Here is a 20312-nt window from a genome sequence, read left to right as displayed (position 1 = left end):
CGGCAGGTCCGCATACCACTGTACCCCGGATATGGCGCGTCCATCCGAAGGCTTGTATGAGTGAGGAATACATCACGGCCCGGCGGGGCCCCGGAAGCCGGTGGCGGCCGTCGTTCGTACGGGGGAACGGCTGTGGCTGACCAGGCCCTTCCCCGAGCCGCCGAGCGGGCTATTGTGCCGGTCATGGGAACGCCTGACAACGCCGCGGCTGACGCGCAAGAACACACCGGGATCGCCGCCCAGGACTGGGCGAAGGCATCCGTCGACCCGCAGTACCGGGCCGCCGTGATCGATCTGCTCGGCGCGCTCGCCTACGGCGAGCTGTCCGCCTTCGAGCGCCTGGCGGAGGACGCGAAGCTCGCGCCGACGATGGACGACAAGGCCGAACTCGCCAAAATGGCCTCGGCGGAGTTCCACCACTTCGAGCGGCTGCGGGAGCGGCTCGCGCAGATCGAGGCGGAGCCGAACGAGGCGATGGAGCCCTTCGCCGCCGCCCTCGACGAGTTCCACCGCCAGACCGCACCGTCCGACTGGCTGGAGGGCCTGGTCAAGGCCTATGTCGGCGACTCGATCGCCAGTGACTTCTACCGCGAGGTCGCGGCCCGGCTGGACTCCGACACCCGCGATCTGGTGCTGGCCGTGCTGGACGACACCGGGCACGCGTCGTTCGCCGTGGAGAAGGTGCGCGCGGCCATCGAGGCCGAGCCGCGGGTCGGCGGACGGCTGGCGCTGTGGGCCCGCCGGCTGATGGGCGAGGCGCTCTCGCAGGCGCAGCGGGTCGTCGCGGACCGCGACGCGCTCTCCACGATGCTGGTGGGCGGCGTGGCCGACGGGTTCGACCTGGCCGAGGTCGGCCGGATGTTCTCGCGGATCACCGAGGCGCACACCAAGCGGATGGCGGCCCTGGGGCTCGCGGCCTGACGCCGGCAGGCGGTGCCGGGCGGTTTCAGGCCGTCCGGTGCCCCTTCAGTGCCGCGGCGGGTCGCCGAAGACGGCGGTGCGGCGGGCGTGCCACGACCGACAGCAGGGCCGCACCGACGGCGCACGCGGCGATCATCACCTGGACGGGATGGCCGGGGCCGAGGATCGAGCGGGTCAGCAGCGCGCCGAGCAGCGCCGCGACCGGGCCCGTGGCGAGCGTGAGGGTGCGCGCGGGGAAGCGGTCCGGCAGCCAGTGCGTCGCGGACAGGGCGATGGCGAAGCCGATGAGCACGGCGCCGAGCGCTTCGAAGATCATGCTGTTCCCTCCCGCGTGACGAGATCGACCGCTGAACAAATCGGTCGTTGCGGTCGTACCCAGGGGGCACCGGCAGCAACCCTCTCCGCACCGGTCCCCTGCCCGATCAGCTCAGCGGCACCGACTCGAACGGCCTGATCTGCGCAAAGTCGGCGGATCGGGCCCCGGAGCGGACCGGAAAAAGGGGCGGCGGCCCGGAGTGAGATCTCCGGGCCGCCGCCCCTGCTGCCTCCGGCTGTCGCCTCGGGCACGTGCTGCTCAGAGCGTGCCGAAACCGACCTTGCGGGCGGTCGGCTCGCCGAGCTCCACATAGGCCAGCCGGTCCGCCGGGACCAGCACCTTGCGACCGTGGTCGTCCACCAGGGTCAGCAACTGAGACGTGCCGCTCAGCGCCTCGGACACCGCGCTCTCCACCTCTTCGGCAGACTGCCCGCTCTCCAGAATGATCTCGCGGGGCGCGTGCTGCACGCCGATCTTGACCTCCACGGCTTATGTCCCTCCGACGGTCACTTGGGTGCGCGGCCATCCGCGCCGTACGCAGCACACATTAGCCCGGTACGGGGAAGCGCAGGGCGCCATGGACCACGCCCGCAGCGAACAGGGTCAGTGCGCGTCGCTGCCGTGCAGCGGGAAGCCGGCGATGCCCTTCCAGGCGAGCGACGTCAACAGCTGCACCGCGGTGTCGCGCGGAACCTGGCTCTCCGACGACAGCCAGTAGCGCGCCACCACCTGCGAGACCCCGCCCAGGCCCACGGCGAGCAGCATCGACTCGTCCCGCGACAGGCCGGTGTCCTCGGCGATCACCGCGCTTATGGCCTCGGCGCACTCCAGGGACACCTTGTCCACCCGCTCGCGGACCGCCGGCTCGTTGGTGAGGTCCGACTCGAACACCAGCCGGAAGGCGCCGCCCGGGTCCTCCACGTAGGCGAAGTAGGCGTCCATCGTCGCCGCGACCCGCTGCTTGTTGTCGGTCGTCGACGCCAGCGCCGAACGCACCGAGTGCAGCAGCGACTCGCAGTGCTGGTCGAGCAGGGCGAGGTAGAGGTCGAGCTTGCCCGGGAAGTGCTGGTAGAGGACGGGCTTGCTGACGCCCGCCCGCTCGGCGATGTCATCCATCGCGGCCGCGTGGTAGCCCTGCGCGACGAAAACTTCCTGGGCGGCGCCCAGAAGCTGGTTGCGCCGGGCTCGACGTGGCAGGCGTGTGCCCCGCGGGCGCGCCGCCTCGGTCTGCTCGATGGCGCTCACGCTGCCTCCCAGAGATTGGTTCGTACGCGGTCCGTACAAGGTGGTGCACCGCGCCCGCCATCGTACTTTTGGGTAACCCGGCTGTGCGCGGTCCCGGTCGGTTTTTTCTGCCCGACCCCCTCACCGGAAGCCGACATAACGTCCCAGGTCATCGGTATTCGTCTTCGTTGAGCTCCACGACACGGGCCTGTTCGGCGCGATCCGCCTCGTTCGCCTCGTCCGGGTCGAGGCCGGTCAGCGGTTCGTCGTGCTGGGGTGCGAGGTCGGCGTACTGCTCGGCGGCGTCCGCTTCCGGTGCTTCGACGTCGATATCGGTGGCGTCGCTCTCGTCCACGAAGGTCTCCGGATCTGTCGGGTCGACGCGCATGGTGGCTCCCTTTCCGCGTGCTCGTTCCGTCGGCTGACGCCTGGCATGAAAGCAGCGGCCGGGGCGGCTGCCCTCGCCTACGAGCGTAGGAGAGTGGCCGCGGCAGCGCGATGCGGTGTGTGACCGCGGACACACGATCGGGGGCGTGATCGTCTCGTAACATCGACCCATGTCTTCGACCGAGTCGCCGGACACCGCGACCGCCGCCCTTCCGGTACCCCCGGCGGGTGCCGGCCGGCGCGGCGGGGCGGAGACGGTGCGCACCGTGACCCTGCCCGGTCTGACGCTGGCCCTGCGGGCGCCGGACGGACCTCCCGCGGGGCCCGCCGCCCCCGGCGCGGCGGACGGCGCCGCCGCCCGCGCGCGAGAGCCCGCCCTCTACGTCCACGGCCTCGGCGGGTCCTCGCAGAACTGGTCGGATCTGATGCCGCTGCTCGCCGACCGGCTGGACGGCGAGGCGGTCGACCTGCCCGGCTTCGGGCTGTCACCGCCGCCGGACGACGGCAACTACTCCGTCTCGGCGCAGGCCCGCGCGCTCATCCGCCATCTCGACGCGGCCGGGCGCGGCCCCGTCCACCTCCTCGGCAACTCCATGGGCGGCGCGGCGGCGACCCGGGTGGCGGCGGTGCGCCCCGATCTCGTGCGCACCCTGACACTGATCTCCCCGGCGCTGCCCGAGCTGCGGCCGCAGCGGACGGCGGTGCCCACGGCGCTGCTCGCGGTCCCCGGCATCGCCCGGCTCTTCGGCCGGCTCACCCATGACTGGACGCCCGAGCGCCGTACCCGTGAGGTGCTGGCGCTGTGTTACGGCGCCCCCGGCCGGGTCAGCCCGGAAGGGTTCAACTCCGCGGCCGACGAATACGCGCGGCGTCTGGAACTCCCGTATTTCTGGGAGGTGATGGAGCGCTCGGCCCGCGGGTTGGTGAACGCCTACACGCTGGGCGGACAGCATAATTTGTGGCGTCAGGCAGAGCGCGTACTCGCCCCCACGCTTCTCGTCTACGGTGGACGCGACCGCCTGGTCTCCTTCCGGATGGCGCGGCGGGCGGCCGCGGCGTTCCGCGGTGCGCGGATGCTGACGCTTCCGGAGGCGGGGCATGTGGCGATGATGGAGTACCCCGAGGCGGTGGCGCGGGCCGTCCGCGAACTGCTGGACAGTGAAGAAACCGATGCGACCGCAGATGCGGGCAGGAGCTGACACGCCGCGTGGGACGTCATAGCCGCCGAGGCCGGCCCGAGACCACTGTGGACAGCGCACCGACGGCCGGTCCGCCCGGCAAGAGCCCCACGGGGGGCGATTCCTCCGTGCCCGGCCCCGGGCGCCGCAGGCGCGAGTCGCTCCAGGGCGACCCGGTGCGCGGCGGCCATCCCGAACAGCACGAACCGGGCGGCGGCTGGGGCGCGCTCCCCGGCGCGGCGCCGTCCTCGCCGGTGTCCGGGCAGGGCACGCCGAGGATTCCCCGGCCGCGCACGGAGCGGCCCGGCGGGCCGTCGCTCACCGCACCGGGCGGCGGCCCGGGGCCGCGGCGCGACTATGTGGAGGCCTTCGATGCCCGGTCCTTCCCGGGCGCCGAGGGCGCCGTGGAGGACCCGGACGACGATGTGTTCCTGGCCGGTGCGCCCCGCCCGGCGGGCCCGACGGCCGGCGGGTACGGCTCCGGCCCGGGCGGGATGCCCGCCGGCGGCCGGTTCACCGGGCGCTCGGTGGTCTTCGAGCGGGGGATGGCCGACGAGGCGGACGAGCCGGATGAGGCCGGCGCGGACGGCTCCGGCCCGCACGGTCCCCACGACGGGGAGCCGGGCGGCGCCGAGGACCCGGAGGAGTCCCGGCACGGTACCCGCAAGGGCGGCAAGAGCCGGACCTTCACCGGCGCGGCGGCCGCGGCGGTGACCACCGTGCTCGCCGTGGTCATCGCGGGGCAGGTCGCCCAGCAGCACAAGGCCGACGCCGGCCCGCAGCCGCGCAGCGGGCCCGACCGCGGCGACGACACCGGAGACACCGGAGACCAGGCCTCCCGGTCCCACGCCCGCGCCACCCAGGACGCCAAGCACGAGGGTTACGACGCGCAGATGGCGAAGGTCTTCCCGCTGGCCGAGGATCTGACGGCCGCCGGGAAGTTCACCCCGGTCCCCGGCGCCGCCAAGGCCCCCGGGCACGGCAAGCTGCTGCGTTATCGCGTGGACATCGAGGAGGGGCTGCCGCTGGACGGCAAGCTCTTCGCCCAAGCGGTGCACAGGACCCTCAACGACGACCGGAGCTGGTCCCACGGCGGGAAGATGACCTTCGAGCGGGTGTCCTCCGGCCACGCCGACTTCGTGATCACGCTGGCGAGCCCGGGGACCACCTCGGCATGGTGCGCCAAGTCCGGTCTCGACACCCGCGAGGAGAACGTCTCCTGCGACTCGGCGGCGACCGACCGCGTCATGATCAACGCCTATCGGTGGGCACAGGGCTCCACGACCTACGGCCGCGACAAGATGCTGACCTACCGTCAGATGCTCATCAATCACGAGGTCGGCCACCGCCTCGGACACAATCACGAGCCCTGCCCCCGGCAGGGCGCCCTGGCCCCGGTGATGATGCAGCAGACCAAGTTCCTGACGACGGACGGGGTGACCTGCCGCCCCAACCCCTGGCCGTTCCCCACTCAACGGTGACCGGACCCGGACGCAGACGCAGACGCGGCCCCGGACCCGGCGCCGGGGCGGGCCTCCCGGGAGGGGCCGCAGGGTCCGGCGCATCCCCGGGGGCCGCATAGCGCGTCGAAACGCCCTCGGGGGCGGAAAGTTACGTGGTTTCACCCCTTCCGGTGGCGCGATGGACAACCGTCCATCGCGCCACCGGCCGTTCTGCATAGCTTCTTCCTGCAGGTGGCGGCCGTGCCGCTGGGACGCCAGGGACGTCGATATGGGAGGACGGGGGTGCGCTCGTGCGAATTGGACTGCTCACCGAGGGTGGTTATCCGTATGCGTACGGCGAGTCGCACGCATGGTGCGACCGGCTCGTGCGCGGGCTCACCGGCCACGACTTCGAGGTCTACGCCCTGCACACCGACGCCCGCCAGGAGGCGCGGCGCCCGGCCGAACTCCCCGGACACGTACGGCTGGTGCGCAGCGCACCCCTGTGGGGCGACTTCCCCGCCGGGCAGCGCCGGGCCGCCGAGCAGCGCCGGGGCCGCGGCCCCGGACGCCGTGAACGGCGGCGCTTCGCCGGGCACTTCGGCGACCTGGTGGCCGCCTTCGCCACCACGCCCCCCGGTGACGGGCCGGCCGCGGCCGCGCCGGCCGGTGGCGGCGATGCCCCCGGTCCACCCGTGACCAGCAAGGCGGACCGTTTCGCCACCGGTCTCTACGGGCTCGCCGAACTCGCCGGGGAGCACGGCCAACTGCCCGCCCTGCTGCGCTCCGAGGAGGCCGTACGCATCCTGGAGGCCGCCTGCCACGGCCCCCGCGCCCTGCCCGCCGCCCACGGTGCCCAGGTCAAGGACCTGCTGGCGGTCACCGACCGGCTCGAACTCGCGCTGCGGCCGCTGTCCCTGGACTGGTACGGCGACCGGCGGTCACCCGGGCTCGGCGGGGTGGACCTGTGCCATGCCACCTCCGCCGGCGCGGCCGCGCTCCCCGGGCTGCTGGCCGGGCACTTCTTCGGCACCCCGCTGCTGGTCACCGAGTACGGCGTACGCCTTCGCGAGCACTATCTCGCGGGCGCCGCATCGCCGCTGAGCGCCCCGGTGCGCGCGCTGCTCGCCGCCTTCCAGGGCGCCCTGGCCGCCGAGGCCTACGCCCGCGCCGCGCTGATCACCCCCGGCAACACCCATGCCCGGCGCTGGCAGGAGCGCTGCGGCGCCGACCGGGCCCGGCTGCGCACGGTCTATCCGGGTATGGACGCCGGGCCCTTCGGCGCCGTCGCGGACGCCGCGGCCGACGACTCCAAGACGCTGGTGTGGGTCGGTGCCGTCGAGCCCGCCAAGGACCTCGTCGCGCTGCTGCACGCCTTCGCCGGGATCCGCCGGACCGAGCCGCGGGCCACCCTGCGGATCATCGGCGGGCCCGGCCGCGACCCGCAGGCGCCCGGATACCTCGCGCACTGCCGGGCGCTGGCCGCCCAGCTCTTCCCCGACGAGGCGGCCGACGCCCGCACCGTCGGCGAGAACCCCGTCAGCTTCGAGGAGATCGGCAGCCCCGAGGTGCCGACCCTCCAGGACGCCTACGCCTCCGGTGCCGTGGTGGTGCTCTCCAGTGTCGTCGAGGGCTTTCCGCGCTCCCTGGTGGAGGCGATGTTCTGCGGCCGCGCCACGGTGTCGACGGAGGTCGGCGCGGTCTGCGAAGTCATCGGCGGCACCGGGCTGGTGGTGCCGCCGCGTAACCCCCGGGCCCTTGCGGAGGCCTGCGGGGCGCTGCTCGCCGACCCGGACCGCAGGGCCAGGCTGGGCGCGGCGGCCCGGGCCCGGGCGCTGGAACTGTTCACCGTCGAGCAGAATGTCGCGGCATTTCGTGGCATCTATCTGGAGCTGATCTCGCACGCCCCGGCCCGCCCGGCCGCCGGGCGCGCCCGGGACGCCCGCGGCCTCCCGCAGCCCTTCGCCCGCCCCGCCGAGTCCCATGTTCCGGGCCGCTGGGCGGTGACCGGCGCCGCCACGCGTGCGGCCGCACCGGCCGGCCGCACGCCGAGCTGGGCGGTGCCCGAGGGGGAGCGCCCCGCCGCGACGCCGGTGCCGGCCGCCGGCTGCGCCGGGGCCGGGGCAGGGGGAGCGGCCGGTGCCCGAGGAATGAGACAGCCGGTGAGACGGGACGACCCCGCGACCGGACAGCCCCGGCCGACGCGAGGGAGAGGGCAATGGTGACGGGTTTGCTCGACGTGATGGGTGCGATGGGTGCGATGTGCGCGATGGGTGCGGCCCTGGTGACCGGCGGGGCGGACGTGGCGCACGGCGGCGGCCGGCGCGGCGCCCGTCCCGGCAGCCCGGTGCCCGTCCGGCACACCTCCCCGGACGGCCGCGGCCGTGCGCTCCGGCCGCACCCCGCCCCGCGTCCCGGCCACGGCGGCTGCGCGCGGAGCCGGGAACGGGGGGCCCGGGCATGAGCACCCCCGAGGGCGCCGCCCCCCACGCCGTCGCGCCGATCAGGGACCGTGCCGCCGACCGGTCCGCACCGCCGCGCCGCGGCCCCGCCGACCCCGTGCGGTCCCTGATGCACCGGCACCAGGAGCTGTGCGCCCGCGCCGTCGACGCGCTGGAGATCGCCGCCGGCCTGGAGGCGCACGGCGTCACCGACCGCACGGCCGCACGCTTCCGCCACCGTGACGTCTTCTCCCTCGCCGAGGAGCTCTACGCCCGCGTGCCACGCGCCGACCGGGACACCGCCGCCGCGGACCGTCGCCCGCCCGCCCCCGCCCGGCGCTCCCGCGGCGTGCGCGCGGCGCTCCAGCTGCTGCCCGGTGCCGTCTGCGCCGCGACCGTCGCCGCCCTGGCCGCCACGGACACGGCGCCTCCCGCCGTCCGTGGCGCGGCTGGCGCCGCGGGTGCGGTACTGCTCGCGCTCGCCGTCCGGCTCGCCCTGCGGTCCGGGCCGCTGCGGCGGCGCCACGGCGGCGGACCGCGCACCACCGTCCTGTGGGTCTGCTGGACGGCCGGATACGCGGTCTGGGGCGACTGGCTGCTGGCCCAGCTGCTGACCGGCGGCCCCGACCTGCCGCACGCCGCCCCCCGGGCCGCCGTCGCCACCGCCGTGGCACTGACCTGCGCCCTCGCTCCCGCGGCCGGCTGCGCTCACTGGTACGCCAGGCGCGCCCGGCGCCGTCTGGCCACCAGCCGCGGCCTGGAGGAACTCGCCGCCCGGGTACGGCCGTTGCTGCCGGCCGCCACGCTGCTCTTCCTGGCCGCCCTGGTGGGGCTGCTCCTCGGCGCGGACGCGGTCTTCGGCGGAGCGGGCACCACGGCGCTGGTCGCGGCGGCCGCCCTGGGGGTGCTGCTCTTCCTGGCCCGGCTGCTGACCGTGCACGGCTTCCCCGAGGCGGCCGCGGCCGGCCTGGCCTCGGCCGCCGCCGTGGAGTACCTCGCCCTGACCCTGGTGCTGATCGCCCGGCTCCCCGGCGTGCCGCCGCTCGACGCCCCCGTCGAGGCGCTCACCGCGGCCGCGGGCACGGCCGCGGTGCCCGCCGTGGCCTGCACGGCCGCCGCCCTCGGCCTGCTCGGCTACGGCCTGCGGGCGCTCACCGGGGCCTGCGCGCACTCGCCCGCCCCCGCCGGACCGGCGGAGGGACACCGGCCGTGACCCACCGGACGACCACCGGCCCCCGGCTCCCCGCACCCCCGCTCGGACACCCCCACCACACACCCTTCCCGGCGCGGCCCCCCGAAACGGCCGCGCCGGCCCCCGCGCCGCGGATCTCACCGTGGCCCCCGTCACCCCGGCGGGCCCCGGCTCCGCGGCCGACGACGCACTTCCCCCGATCCGTCTTAGGAGCACGACATATGAACGTCCAGCCGACCACACGCCGCGCGGACCGGGGGGTTGCACGATGAGGGTGCTGCTCATCGGCGCCAACGGCTACCTGGGCCGCTATGTCGCCGACCGTCTGCTCGCCGACCCGGCCGTCCAGCTCACCGCCCTGGGGCGCGGCGACGACGCCGATGTCCGCTTCGACCTGGCCTCCGGCAGCCCCGGGGCGCTCACCCGCTTCCTCGACGCGGTCCACCCCGGGGTCGTCGTCAACTGCGCCGGTGCCACCCGCGGCGGCGCCCGCGAACTGACCCGGCACAACACCGTCGCGGTCGCCACCGTCTGCGAGTCGCTGCGCCGCAGCAGCTGCGGCGCCCGGCTGGTCCACCTGGGCTGCGCGTCCGAGTACGGGCCCTCCCAGCCCGGCTCGTCCACCGCCGAGGACGCGGTGCCCCGTCCCGGCGGTCCGTACGGCGTCAGCAAACTCGCCGCCACCGAACTCGTCCTGGGCTCCGACCTCGACGCGGTCGTGCTGCGGATCTTCTCGCCGGTCGGCCCGGGCACCCCGGCGGGATCGCCGCTCGGCCGGCTCGCCGAGGCGATGCGCCGCGCCATGCAGTCCGGCGACAGCGAGCTCAAGCTCGGCGGGCTCGGCGTGCAGCGGGACTTCGTCGACGTCCGCGACGTGGCCCGTGCGGTGCACGCCGCCTCGCTGTCCGCCGCGCAGGGCGTCGTCAACATCGGGACCGGCCGCGCCGTCCGGCTGCGCGAGGCCGCGTCCGTGCTGGCCCGGGTCGCCGGCTTCGGCGGCGCGCTCCACGAGATCGACTCCCCGCCCGCCCGGCTCGTCATCCCCGGCCCGTCCCCCGAGCACCCGGTCGGCTCGCCGCCCGCCACCTACCCGTATCCGGACGGCTGTGGCACCTGGCAGCAGGCCGATGTGCGCACCGCCCGCGACCGGCTCGGCTGGCGCCCCCGGATCGGGCTGGAGGAGTCCCTCGCGGACATCTGGATGGAGGCGGCATGTCGCATCTGACCACCTCCGCGGGCGGCACCCGCGCCCCGACCGGGGCCCTCGGGGCCGGCATCGGCGTACCGGGCTTCGCCCATCCGCTGCTGGCCCCCACCGAGTGGGCCGAACTCCTGCGCTGCGCGGGCGGTTTCCTGTCGCCTCCGGAGCCGGGCAGCGGCGGCCCGGTGGTGGGGGTGGGCGCCGTGCACTGGGCGGTGCTCAATGTGTCCAACGGGCCCGGCGCCCGCCCCGATCCGCACTGTCTGCCGGCCGCGGCCCGGGTGCGCGAGACGGGCGTGCGGATACTGGGCCACCTCGATCTGGGGCGCGGTACGCGTCCCTTCGGGGAGCTGCTCACCGATGCCCGCCGCTATCTGGAGTGGTACCGGGCCGACGGCTTCTGGCTGGACCGCTGCCCCACCGACCGGACCCAGCTGCCCGCGACCCGGCGCCTGGCCACCACCTTGCGCGCGCTGAGCGGTGGCCACCTCGTCTTCGGGCACGGCACCCACCCCTACCCCGGCTATGCCGAATCCGCCGACCAGCTCGTCACCTTCGCCGGCTCCTGGGACGACTACCGCTGGTCCCAGGTGGCCGAGTGGACCGCCGACTACCCTCCGGAGCGGTTCTGTCACCTCGTCCACGGGGTGCCCGGCAGCCATCTCGACGAGGCGCTGCGGATCGCCCGCTGGCAGGGGGCGGGCACCGTGTACCTCACCGACCGCCGGGCCGCCGGGGCGGCGGGCGGTGCCGGGGACGCCTGGGCGTCACTGCCCGGCTACTGGGACGATTTCGTCTCGCGCATCGGAACGGGTGTCTCGGAATGAAGAAGGGCGTGGCAGTGTTACCGGGAGAGCAAGCTCCCCCGCTCTCGGCTCCGCCCGTGCGAGGGAACCCCATCTGAACCGACCAACGGAGTCCCCGTGTCGCTGCCACCCCTGGTCGAGCCCGCTTCCGAGCTCACCGTCGATGAGGTCCGCAGGTACTCCCGCCACCTGATCATCCCTGATGTCGGGATGGACGGGCAGAAGCGGCTGAAGAACGCCAAGGTGCTGTGCGTCGGCGCCGGCGGCCTGGGCTCGCCCGCGCTGATGTATCTGGCCGCGGCCGGCGTCGGCACGCTCGGCATCGTGGAGTTCGACGAGGTCGACGAGTCGAACCTGCAGCGCCAGATCATCCACAGCCAGGCGGACATCGGCCGCTCCAAGGCGGCTTCCGCCAAGGACACGGTGCTGGGCATCAACCCGTACGTCACCGTCAACCTCCACGAAGAGCGCCTGGACTCCACGAACGTCATGGAGCTGTTCGCGCAGTACGACCTGATCGTGGACGGCACCGACAACTTCGCCACCCGTTACCTGGTCAACGACGCCTGTGTGCTGCTGAACAAGCCGTACGTCTGGGGTTCGATCTACCGCTTCGACGGTCAGGCGTCGGTGTTCTGGAGCGAGCACGGCCCCTGCTACCGCTGCCTGTACCCGGAGCCCCCGCCGCCCGGCATGGTGCCCTCCTGCGCCGAGGGCGGCGTCCTGGGTGTGCTGTGCGCCTCCATCGGCTCCATCCAGGTCAACGAGGCCATCAAGCTGCTCGCCGGCATCGGCGACCCGCTCGTCGGCCGCCTGATGATCTATGACGCGCTGGAGATGACCTACCGCCAGGTCAAGGTCCGCAAGGACCCCGACTGCGCGATCTGCGGGGAGAACCCCACCGTCACCGAGCTCATCGACTACGAAGCGTTCTGCGGCGTGGTCTCCGAGGAGGCCCAGGAGGCGGCCGCCGGCTCGACGATCACTCCCCGGCAGCTCAAGGAATGGATCGACGGCGACGAGAAGATCGAGATCATCGACGTCCGCGAGCCGAACGAGTTCGAGATCGTCTCGATCCCCGGTGCCCGGCTGATCCCGAAGAACGAGTTCCTCATGGGCACCGCCCTGCAGGACCTCCCGCAGGACCGGAAGATCGTCCTGCACTGCAAGACGGGCGTCCGCTCGGCGGAGGTCCTGGCCGTGCTGAAGTCCGCGGGCTTCGCCGACGCCGTGCACGTCGGCGGCGGCGTCATCGGCTGGGTCCACACGGTCGAGCCGGAGAAGCCGGTCTACTGACCTTCCCCTTCGGCGGGCCGCGGCATCGGTCGCGGCCCGCCGAAGACCTGCCGGATACCATGCGAAAGGCGCCGGTCCGTGTCGTACGGACCGGCGCCTTCGTGTGCCGCGGTGCGGTGTGGCCCGGCCGGTGCGGCGGCCGGCCCCGCTCAGATCTCGCCCTTGCGCGTCAGATAGTTGAACGCCAGCCAGCCCGGCAGCACCGGCAGCCAGAAGACCAGCAGCCGGAACAGCAGCACCGCCGGCAGCGCCGTGCCGGCGGGGAGCCCGGCCAGGGTCAGCCCGGTGATCAGCGCACCTTCGACGGCGCCCACCCCGCCGGGCGTCGGCGCGGCCGAGCCCAGCGCGTTACCGGCGAGGAAGGCGACCGCGATACCCGCGTAGGTGATCTTGTCGCCGCCGCCGAAGGCCCGGATCGAGGCGTCCAGGCACATCACGTTCGCCGCCGTCAGCAGCAGCATCCCGCCGATGCCGGTGACCAGCTTCCCGGGCCGCTGCAGGATGTCCAGCATCCGCGGCACCACTCCCGCGAACAGCGACCGCACCCGCCGGGAGACGAACTTGCGCAGCGCCGGCACCGCCGTGACGACCAGGACCAGGACGGCCACGGTCAGCAGCCCGGCGATGACCGTACGGGACGGCGTGATCGAGGGGGCCTGCTCCTGGGTGCCGGTCACATAACCGAAGACCAGCAGCAGCAGGATGTGACTGCCCAGACCGAACAGCTGGGACGCGCCGACACTCGCCACCGCCAGACCGGGCCGGACCCCGGCGCGCTGCAGGAAGCGGGTGTTGAGCGCCACCCCGCCGATCGCCGCGGGCGCCACCAGCTTCACGAAGTTGCCCGCGATCTGCGCGATGACCGTCCGGACGAACGACACCCGCTCCGTGACGAACCCCAGCAGGCTCATCGCCGCCGCGATGTACGTCAGCGCCGAGAAGAACATCGCTACCAGGACCCATACCCACCCGGCCTTGCTGACCACATCGCCCAGGTTGACGTGGGTGAGCTGGGTCAATAGCAGATACACCGCGAAGGCGCCGGCGATCCAGCTGATCAGGATGCGCGGGCTGAGCCGCTCCAGCTTGGCGGGCTGGACCACCGCCGTCGGGCGGATCAGGAGCACCTGCCGGCGGATCTGCGCGAGCAGGTCCTCCTCACGGGCCTCCTCCGAGGCCTCGTCCAGGGCGCGCTTCTCGGCGTTCTTCTCCGCATGCCGCTCGGCCCGCAGCGTCTTGCGGTCCTTGGCGCTCTCCGCCTCCCGCGCCTCGCGCGCCTCCTTGACGGCCTGCGACGCGGCCAGCACCGCGTCGCGCTCCCGCTGGGAGCGCTCACGGGCCAGATGGCGCAGCGTGGCACGGGTGGTGCGGCTGAGCGCGATCGGCTGCAGCAGCGGCAGGCTGTCGGCGACCGCGTCCGGGCCGAGCACCTCGACGGCCGCGGCCACCGCCCGCTCGGCCCCGACCCGCAGTCCGCAGGTGGCCAGCAGCTGGGCGATGTCCATCCGCAGCACGAGGTCACCGGCCGCGATCTCGCCGCCGCGCAGCTCGGTCAGGACGATATTGCCGGAACGATCCACCAGCAACGCGTCACCGACCAGCCGCCGGTGCGCGATCCGCCGCGACTGCAGCGCCTCGACCTGCCGCCAGGCGCTGTGCATCAGCGTGTCGGTGATCTCCTCGTCGGCCAGCGCGTCGAAGCTGCGGCCGTCGATGTGCTCGTAGACCAGCATCACCGCGTCCGGGCCGAGTTCCGAGGTCGCGATCAGCTTCGGGGCGTTCGCGCCGGCCGCGATGGCCGCGTACGCCAGCAGCGCCTCCTGCTCCAGCGCCTGGCGCAGCGACTGCAGGCTGCGCCGCTGATTGATGCCGCGCAGCGACAGCCGGCGCCACACCCGGTAGAAGAAGCCCTGCGCCTGCTGCTCGCGGTCGACGACGGTGACATCGATCGGCGGGCCGTCCTCCAGCGTCACCAGATAGCGGCGGCCGCGGTCGGTGTGCTCGGGGTGGTCCGGGCCGATGTCCTCCGCCCGCAGTGCGGAGACCGGGCGGAAACCGACCCGGCGCAGCCCCGCGAGGAGGTTCTGGCCGGTGGGCCGGACATTGGGCGAGCCGACGGCGTAGAGGGTGCCGTAGGCGACGGTCCAGCCGATCAGCACCGTCGTGATGATCGCGAACGGGGTGGTGTACCGCCCGACCAGCACCGCGAACGCGTCCAGCAGCAGCACGCACCACATCACGACCCGCCAGCGGGGCCGCCGGTACATGCCCACCGCCGTCATATAGGCGATCACGGGCGCCAGATAGCTGTGCACCGGAGCGGTCAGCGCCCCGTTGTCCAGGGTCTGGGTCAGCGCGTCCCGGATGGAGGCGGGGGCGGCCTCGGCCACCCACAGGTCGGTGGCCAGCGACACCCCGTGGGCGAGGACGGCGGCGAGCACCCCGTCCGCGATCCGCAGCCCGTCCCGCTTGATCAGCCGCTCGACGGCGAACGCCACCGGCACGATCAGCACCGCGACGCTGGACGTCAGCCCCGCCAGGGTGATCAGCAGCTGGGGCGCGGCCTTCGCGCCGCTGCCGATGTCGTTCTCCAGGCCCTGGGTGGTGCCCTGCGCGAACGTGGTGAGCCCGAGGACGAGCGCGATCCCGGCCATGCCGAGCAGCAGCCGCAGCAGGTCGGAGGGCCGGTGCACCCGGGCGGGCAGCAGCGGCTCGTCACCGGAGACCCGGTCGACGTGGAATTCGCCGTGCTCGTCCGCGGTCAGATCGGAGCGGTGCGCGCCCGTGCGGGGCCGGCCCCGGCCCGCACCGGACGCCGGCTTCTCACCGCCGCCGCGCCCGGCCCCGTCGTCCGTGCCCCGGCCCGGCCGGTCCTCGTCCCGCTCCTCCTGCTGCCGCTCGGGTTCCTCGGGTTCCTCGGGCCCCTGTGGCCTCTCGGATGCCCCTGGTCTATCGGCCTTCTCGATCGTGCTCGCCTTTTCGGTAGCGGAAGCCGTGGCCGGCCTCCGTTGGTGCTTCCCCTGTGGTGCCGCCTGCTTCCGCTCCGGCAGCCCGGTCACTGCGGCCGGTCCGGGTGCGGTGCCGGCGGCGTCGACGGACAGCGCCGCAGGGGCGCCCGCCTCCCGTGGAGGCGCTGCGCCCTGCTGCCCGGCCGTCTCTTCTTGATCTCGTATCACCAGTCACCGTCCGGAAGATGGTGGCACGGCCGACCGGCGGTGGAGGGCATCAGGGTGCATTTCGGGGGTGCGGGAAGCGGAACCGCCGCCGCCGACCGGGGCCGGTGGCGCCGCCCCGGCGACCTGCCCGGCGGTGCGCAACCCGGTGTCCGCTCCCATTGTCGGTGCCGTGCGGCAGGATGGACCGAATGAGTGGGAGCGGAGATTCGACGGCGGATGAACTCCCCGCATACGCGGAGCGGGTCCTCGCCGTCGCCGAGCTGATCCCGGCGGGCCGGGTGATGACGTACGGCGATGTCGCCGAGTGGCTCGACGAGGGAGGACCGCGGCAGGTCGGCAGGGTGATGGCGCTCTACGGCGGCGCGGTGCCCTGGTGGCGGGTGGTGCGCGCGGACGGTCTGCTGCTGCCCGGCAGCGAACTGCGCGCGCTCGCGCACTACCGCGACGAGGGCACGCCCCTGCGCACCACCCCCACGGGGGACACCCGCGAAGGGGGCACACGGGCCGCCGCGATGACGCGCGGGCACATACCGCGCCTCGACATGCGGCGCGCCCGCTGGGACGGGCGCCAGGAGGGCGACGGGGAGCCGTAGCGCCGGCGCCCCGCCTCCCGGCCGATCGGGAGGCTGCTGCCGGGCCCGCCGGACAGCTGGCGTAGCGTCGGGCACCGCCGTCCCGCCGACGCGGCCCCACCGGGCGGCGCCGGCCCGCGCCGCGCGGCCCGACCCGCTCCGCGCACCGCCGGGCGGCCCGCACCCTCTCTGCACCACGACCACGCACTCTCCTCAGGACCGGCGATCCACGTGAGCTCCTCCTTCTCGGCCGTCCCGCCGACGCAGCCCCACCGGGCGGCGCGGCGGAACACCGCCGGCGCGTACCGCCTGGTGCGCACCGCGCCGGGGCGGGTGGATCCTCCTGTCTTGGACGCAGCCCAGCGCGCCGTGGTTGACCACCGGCACGGGCCGCTGCTGGTGCTGGCCGGGCCGGGCACCGGCAAGACCACGACGCTGGTGGAGTCGGTGGTCCGCCGGGTGCGCTCCGGCGGCGACTCCGAACGGATCCTCGTCCTCACCTTCAGCCGCAAGGCCGCCGTCGAACTCCGCGACCGGCTCGCGGCCCGGCTGACCGGACCGGACGCACCGCCCGGCGGGCCCGCGGGCACCGGCGCCGGCCCGCGCCGGCCCGGCATCCCGCAGGCGACCACCTTCCACTCCTTCTGCTACGCCCTGGTCCGCGCCCACCAGGACGCCGAACTCTTCGCCGACCCGCTGCGGCTGCTGTCCGGACCCGAGCAGGACCTCGTGGTGCGTGAACTCCTCGAAGGACAGGCCGAACTGGCCGGTGCGGGCCGCGGCCGGGTGCGCTGGCCGGACGAGCTGCGCGCCTGCCTGACCACCCGCGGTTTCGCCGACGAGGTCCGCGCGGTGCTCGCCCGCAGCCGCGAACTGGGCCTGGGCCCGGACGCCCTCGGCGCCTTCGCCGCCCGCACCGGACGCCCCGACTGGAGCGCCGCGGCCGGCTTCCTCGCCGAATACCTCGACGTCCTCGACGCCCAGGGCGTGCTCGACTACGCCGAACTGGTGCACCGCGCGGTGCTGCTCGCCGAACACACCGACACCGCGGCCCGGTGGGCAACCGCCTATGACGCGGTCTACGTCGACGAGTACCAGGACACCGACGCCGCCCAGGTACGGCTGCTGCGCGCACTGGCCGGCAACCACACCGCGTCCGCCGCACCGGGCTCCCCGGGACGCACGCTCCTCGCCTTCGGCGACCCCGACCAGTCGATCTACGCCTTCCGCGGCGCCGACGTCAACGGCATCCTCGACTTCCCCGAGACGTTCCGGCGCGGCGACGGCACCCCCGCCCCGGTCGCCGTCCTCGGCACCTCCCGACGCTCCGGCGCCGACCTGCTCGCCGCCACCCGGCAGCTGACCCGCCGGATGCCGCTCACCCGCCTGCCCGCCGCGAAGGTACGCGCCCACCGCGAGCCCCGGCCCGTACGGGACGGCGGCCGCGTCGAGGCGTACACGTACCCGACGCCCGGCGCCGAACTCGACAACGTCGCCGACATCCTGCGCCGCGCCCACCTGGAGGACGGCGTGCCCTGGCGCGAGATGGCCGTCCTCGTCCGCGCCGGCGGGCGCTCGCTGCCCGCCGTGCGCCGTGCGCTCACCTCGGCCGGCGTCCCCCTCGACATCGACGGCGACGATCTGCCGCTGCGGCACGAACCCGCGGTCGCCCCCCTGCTGACGGCGCTGCGGGTGGCGGCCCGGGCCGCCCTGGGCCCCGCCCCCGACGCCGGCCCTGACGCCCCGTCCGCCGAGACCGCCCCCCAGGAGGCCGCACCCGGACCGACCGCCCCGGAGGGGGACGGCGCAGCCCCCGGGTGGCTCGACGCCGAAACCGCCACCGACCTGCTGGCCTCCCCGCTGGGCGGCATGGACTCCGCCGACCTGCGCCGGCTGGGCCGCGCCCTGCGCGAGGAGGAACGCCACGCCGGACAGCCACTGCCCCGCCCCTCCGACGAGCTGATCGCCCGCGCCCTGGCCGACCCCCGGCGCCTGGTCGCCCACGACCCCGGCTACGCCCGCGGCGCCCAGCGGCTCGGCCTGCTGCTGCGCAAGGCCCGCGCCCTCCTCGCCGACGGCGGCACCGCCGAACAGGCGCTGTGGGAGCTGTGGGACGGCACCCCCTGGCCGCAGCGCCTGGAGCGGGCCGCCCACCGCGGCGGCGCCGCCGGCCGCAACGCCGACCGCGACCTGGACGCCGTCGTCGCCCTCTTCGAGACCGCCGCCCGCGCCGAGGAACGCACCGGCGGCCGCGGCGCCCTCAACTTCCTGGAGGAACTCGACGCCCAGGACATCGCCGCCGACACCCTCACCCGCCGCGCGGTGCGCCCCGACGCCGTACGCCTGATGACCGCCCACCGCGCCAAGGGCCTGGAGTGGCGGCTCGTCGTCGTCGCCGGCGTCCAGGAAGGGCTGTGGCCCGACCTGCGCCGGCGCGGCTCGCTCCTGGAAGCCGACCGGATCGGCCGCGACGGCCTGGCCGAGCCGCTGCCCGCCGGCGCCCTGCTCGCCGAGGAACGCCGGCTGTTCTACGTGGCCGCCACCCGCGCCCGCGAACGGCTGGTCGTCACCGCCGTGAAGGGCGCGGCCGACGACGGCGACCAGCCGTCCCGTTTCCTGACCGAGCTGGGCGTCACCCCCCAGGACGTCACCGGCCGCCCGCGCCGCCCCCTCTCGGTGGCCGCACTCGTCGCCGAACTGCGCGCCACCACCGTCGACCCGGCCGCCACCCCCGCACTGCGCGAGGCCGCCGCCCAGCGGCTCGCCCACCTGGCCGCGCTCCGCGACGACGACCACCACCCCCTGGTACCGGCCGCCCACCCCGACACCTGGTGGGGCCTGCACGAACCCACCCGCAGCAGCGTCCCGCTGCGCGACCGCGACCGGCCCGTGGTCCTCTCCGGCAGCGCCCTCGACCAGCTCGCCCGCACCTGCTCCCTCCAGTGGTTCCTGGGCCGCGAGGTCAAGGCGGACACCCCCGCCACCGCCGCCCAGGGCTTCGGCAACGTGGTGCACGTCCTCGCCGACGAGGTCGCCTCCGGCCGCACCCCCGCCGATCTGGCCGTCCTGATGGAACGCCTGGACTCCGTATGGGACGCGCTCGCCTTCGACGCCCCCTGGAAGTCCCGCCAGGAAAAGGACACCGCGCGCGCCGCTCTGGAGCGCTTCCTGCGCTGGCACGTCATGGAGCGCGAGACCCGCGGCCGGGACACCGTCGCCACCGAGCACGGCTTCGACCTCACCCTCCGGGCCGGCACCCACGAGGTCCGCATCCGGGGCAGCATGGACCACGTCTCCCGCGACGCACAGGGACGCGCGTACGTCGTCGACTTCAAGACCGGCAAGCAGAAACCGACCGGCCCCGAGGTCGCCCGCCACCCCCAGCTCGCCGTCTACCAGCTCGCGGTGCGCGAGGGCGCCCTCGACGAGGCCTTCGACGGCCGCACCCCGGACCCGGGCGGCGCGGAACTGGTGCATCTGCGCCTGGGCGCACCCCAGAAGGAGGGCGGCGACGCCCTGCCCGCCGTACAGGCGCAGCAGCCGCTGGAGGGGGAGTGGGTCGGCGACCTGCTCGCCACCGCCGCAGGCCGCGTCCTGGAGGAGCGCTTCACCCCCACCACCGGCACCCACTGCACCCACTGCACCTTCCGCGCCTCGTGCAGCGCCCAGCCGGAGGGGCGGCACGTGGTGGAGTGAGTTCCGTTGCGCTTGGTTCGGCTTCCCACGTTTTTGGCTTTCCCGCCGTGCTTTGTTGCTCGCCGTGTTTCGCCCGCTTCGCGGTGCGCTCTCCGCTGCGCGGGGCTGGTTCCCGCGTTGTCGTCTGCGGCGTCGTGTGTCGTCTCGTCGTTGCGCCTGCGGCGGGCGGGGGTCCGCTGCGCGGGGCTGTCGGGGTGCGGTGACGGGCCTCCGGGGCCGGTGTGTGGGACTGCTTCGCTTTACGTCCCACACACCGGCCCCTCCGGCCCGCCCCCTCCCGTTGTGGGAGAGGAACAGCCGGTGGGGGTGGACGTAGCTGGTCCAGCGCGCCTGGACGGTCGTACCAAGACGGCCATCGGTGGCCCGCCCCCACACACGTTCACTCATCCCCCCACGGGAGGGGACGGGCCGGAGGGGGTGGGTGTTCGGACGTAAAGCGAAGCAGTCCGAACACCCACCCCCGG

Annotated in this window: 16 protein-coding genes; 11 read left to right on the top strand and 5 right to left on the bottom strand. The window is 74.6% G+C overall.

Annotation, left to right across the window (positions count from 1 at the left end; all coding sequences use genetic code 11):
* Positions 1-183 precede the first annotated feature (183 nt).
* Entirely contained in the window at positions 184-921 is a 738-nt protein-coding gene (locus OIU81_RS12090; RefSeq protein WP_329146686.1) for a ferritin-like fold-containing protein, read from the top strand.
* 25 nt (positions 922-946) lie between these two features.
* Here OIU81_RS12090 and OIU81_RS12085 read toward each other — a convergent pair whose 3' ends face one another.
* The 4 genes from OIU81_RS12085 to OIU81_RS12070 form a co-directional block, all read right to left on the bottom strand.
* Positions 947-1237 (bottom strand): hypothetical protein, encoded by a 291-nt coding sequence (locus tag OIU81_RS12085; RefSeq protein WP_329146684.1) that lies wholly within the window; start codon positions 1235-1237, stop codon positions 947-949.
* 258 nt (positions 1238-1495) lie between these two features.
* A complete protein-coding gene (locus tag OIU81_RS12080) occupies positions 1496-1723 on the bottom strand; it encodes a DUF3107 domain-containing protein (protein WP_189104738.1) in 228 nt (75 codons plus the stop codon).
* A gap of 117 nt (positions 1724-1840) precedes the next feature.
* Complete coding sequence (locus OIU81_RS12075) at positions 1841-2482, bottom strand: TetR/AcrR family transcriptional regulator (RefSeq protein WP_329146681.1); 642 nt, start codon at positions 2480-2482, stop codon at positions 1841-1843.
* Between the two features lie 148 nt (positions 2483-2630).
* Positions 2631-2849: a hypothetical protein gene (locus OIU81_RS12070; RefSeq protein ID WP_329146679.1), complete on the bottom strand. Its 219-nt coding sequence runs from the start codon at positions 2847-2849 to the stop codon at positions 2631-2633.
* 169 nt (positions 2850-3018) lie between these two features.
* On the opposite strand from OIU81_RS12070, the gene OIU81_RS12065 reads away from it, so the two are divergent.
* The 8 genes from OIU81_RS12065 to moeZ all read left to right on the top strand — a co-directional run bounded on the left by OIU81_RS12065 (position 3019) and on the right by moeZ (position 12404).
* Positions 3019-4047: an alpha/beta fold hydrolase gene (locus OIU81_RS12065; protein WP_329146678.1), complete on the top strand. Its 1029-nt coding sequence runs from the start codon at positions 3019-3021 to the stop codon at positions 4045-4047.
* Between the two features lie 8 nt (positions 4048-4055).
* Positions 4056-5507 (top strand): DUF3152 domain-containing protein, encoded by a 1452-nt coding sequence (locus OIU81_RS12060; protein WP_443073975.1) that lies wholly within the window; start codon positions 4056-4058, stop codon positions 5505-5507.
* A gap of 272 nt (positions 5508-5779) precedes the next feature.
* Entirely contained in the window at positions 5780-7693 is a 1914-nt protein-coding gene (locus OIU81_RS12055) for a DUF3492 domain-containing protein (RefSeq protein ID WP_329146676.1), read from the top strand.
* Positions 7687-7932, top strand: coding sequence for a hypothetical protein (locus tag OIU81_RS12050; protein ID WP_329146674.1), 246 nt, complete (start codon positions 7687-7689; stop codon positions 7930-7932). The genes OIU81_RS12055 and OIU81_RS12050 overlap by 7 nt, the downstream gene beginning before the upstream one ends.
* Positions 7929-9122, top strand: coding sequence for a hypothetical protein (locus OIU81_RS12045; RefSeq protein ID WP_329146672.1), 1194 nt, complete (start codon positions 7929-7931; stop codon positions 9120-9122). The genes OIU81_RS12050 and OIU81_RS12045 overlap by 4 nt, the downstream gene beginning before the upstream one ends.
* A gap of 247 nt (positions 9123-9369) precedes the next feature.
* A complete protein-coding gene (locus OIU81_RS12040) occupies positions 9370-10326 on the top strand; it encodes an NAD-dependent epimerase/dehydratase family protein (protein ID WP_189104227.1) in 957 nt (318 codons plus the stop codon).
* Complete coding sequence (locus tag OIU81_RS12035; RefSeq protein WP_329146670.1) at positions 10314-11129, top strand: spherulation-specific family 4 protein; 816 nt, start codon at positions 10314-10316, stop codon at positions 11127-11129. Before OIU81_RS12040 ends, OIU81_RS12035 begins: the two co-directional genes overlap by 13 nt.
* 96 nt (positions 11130-11225) lie before the next feature.
* Entirely contained in the window at positions 11226-12404 is a 1179-nt protein-coding gene (gene moeZ, locus OIU81_RS12030) for an adenylyltransferase/sulfurtransferase MoeZ (protein WP_329146668.1), read from the top strand.
* 149 nt (positions 12405-12553) lie between these two features.
* Here moeZ and OIU81_RS12025 read toward each other — a convergent pair whose 3' ends face one another.
* Positions 12554-15169 (bottom strand): lysylphosphatidylglycerol synthase domain-containing protein, encoded by a 2616-nt coding sequence (locus OIU81_RS12025; protein ID WP_329155071.1) that lies wholly within the window; start codon positions 15167-15169, stop codon positions 12554-12556.
* 599 nt (positions 15170-15768) lie between these two features.
* Between OIU81_RS12025 and OIU81_RS12020 the strand changes: the two genes are divergently transcribed.
* Together OIU81_RS12020 and OIU81_RS12015 are read left to right on the top strand one after the other, a co-directional pair.
* A complete protein-coding gene (locus OIU81_RS12020; protein WP_329146666.1) occupies positions 15769-16173 on the top strand; it encodes an MGMT family protein in 405 nt (134 codons plus the stop codon).
* A gap of 210 nt (positions 16174-16383) precedes the next feature.
* On the top strand, positions 16384-19848 hold the full coding sequence (locus tag OIU81_RS12015; protein ID WP_329146664.1) for an ATP-dependent helicase: 3465 nt from the start codon (positions 16384-16386) through the stop codon (positions 19846-19848).
* Positions 19849-20312: the final 464 nt, after the last annotated feature.

The sequence above is a fragment of the Streptomyces sp. NBC_01454 genome (genome assembly GCF_036227565.1).
Taxonomy (GTDB): domain Bacteria; phylum Actinomycetota; class Actinomycetes; order Streptomycetales; family Streptomycetaceae; genus Streptomyces.
The sequence above is the reverse complement of the archived record's forward strand: the minus strand, read 5'-3'. Positions and strand labels throughout refer to the sequence as shown.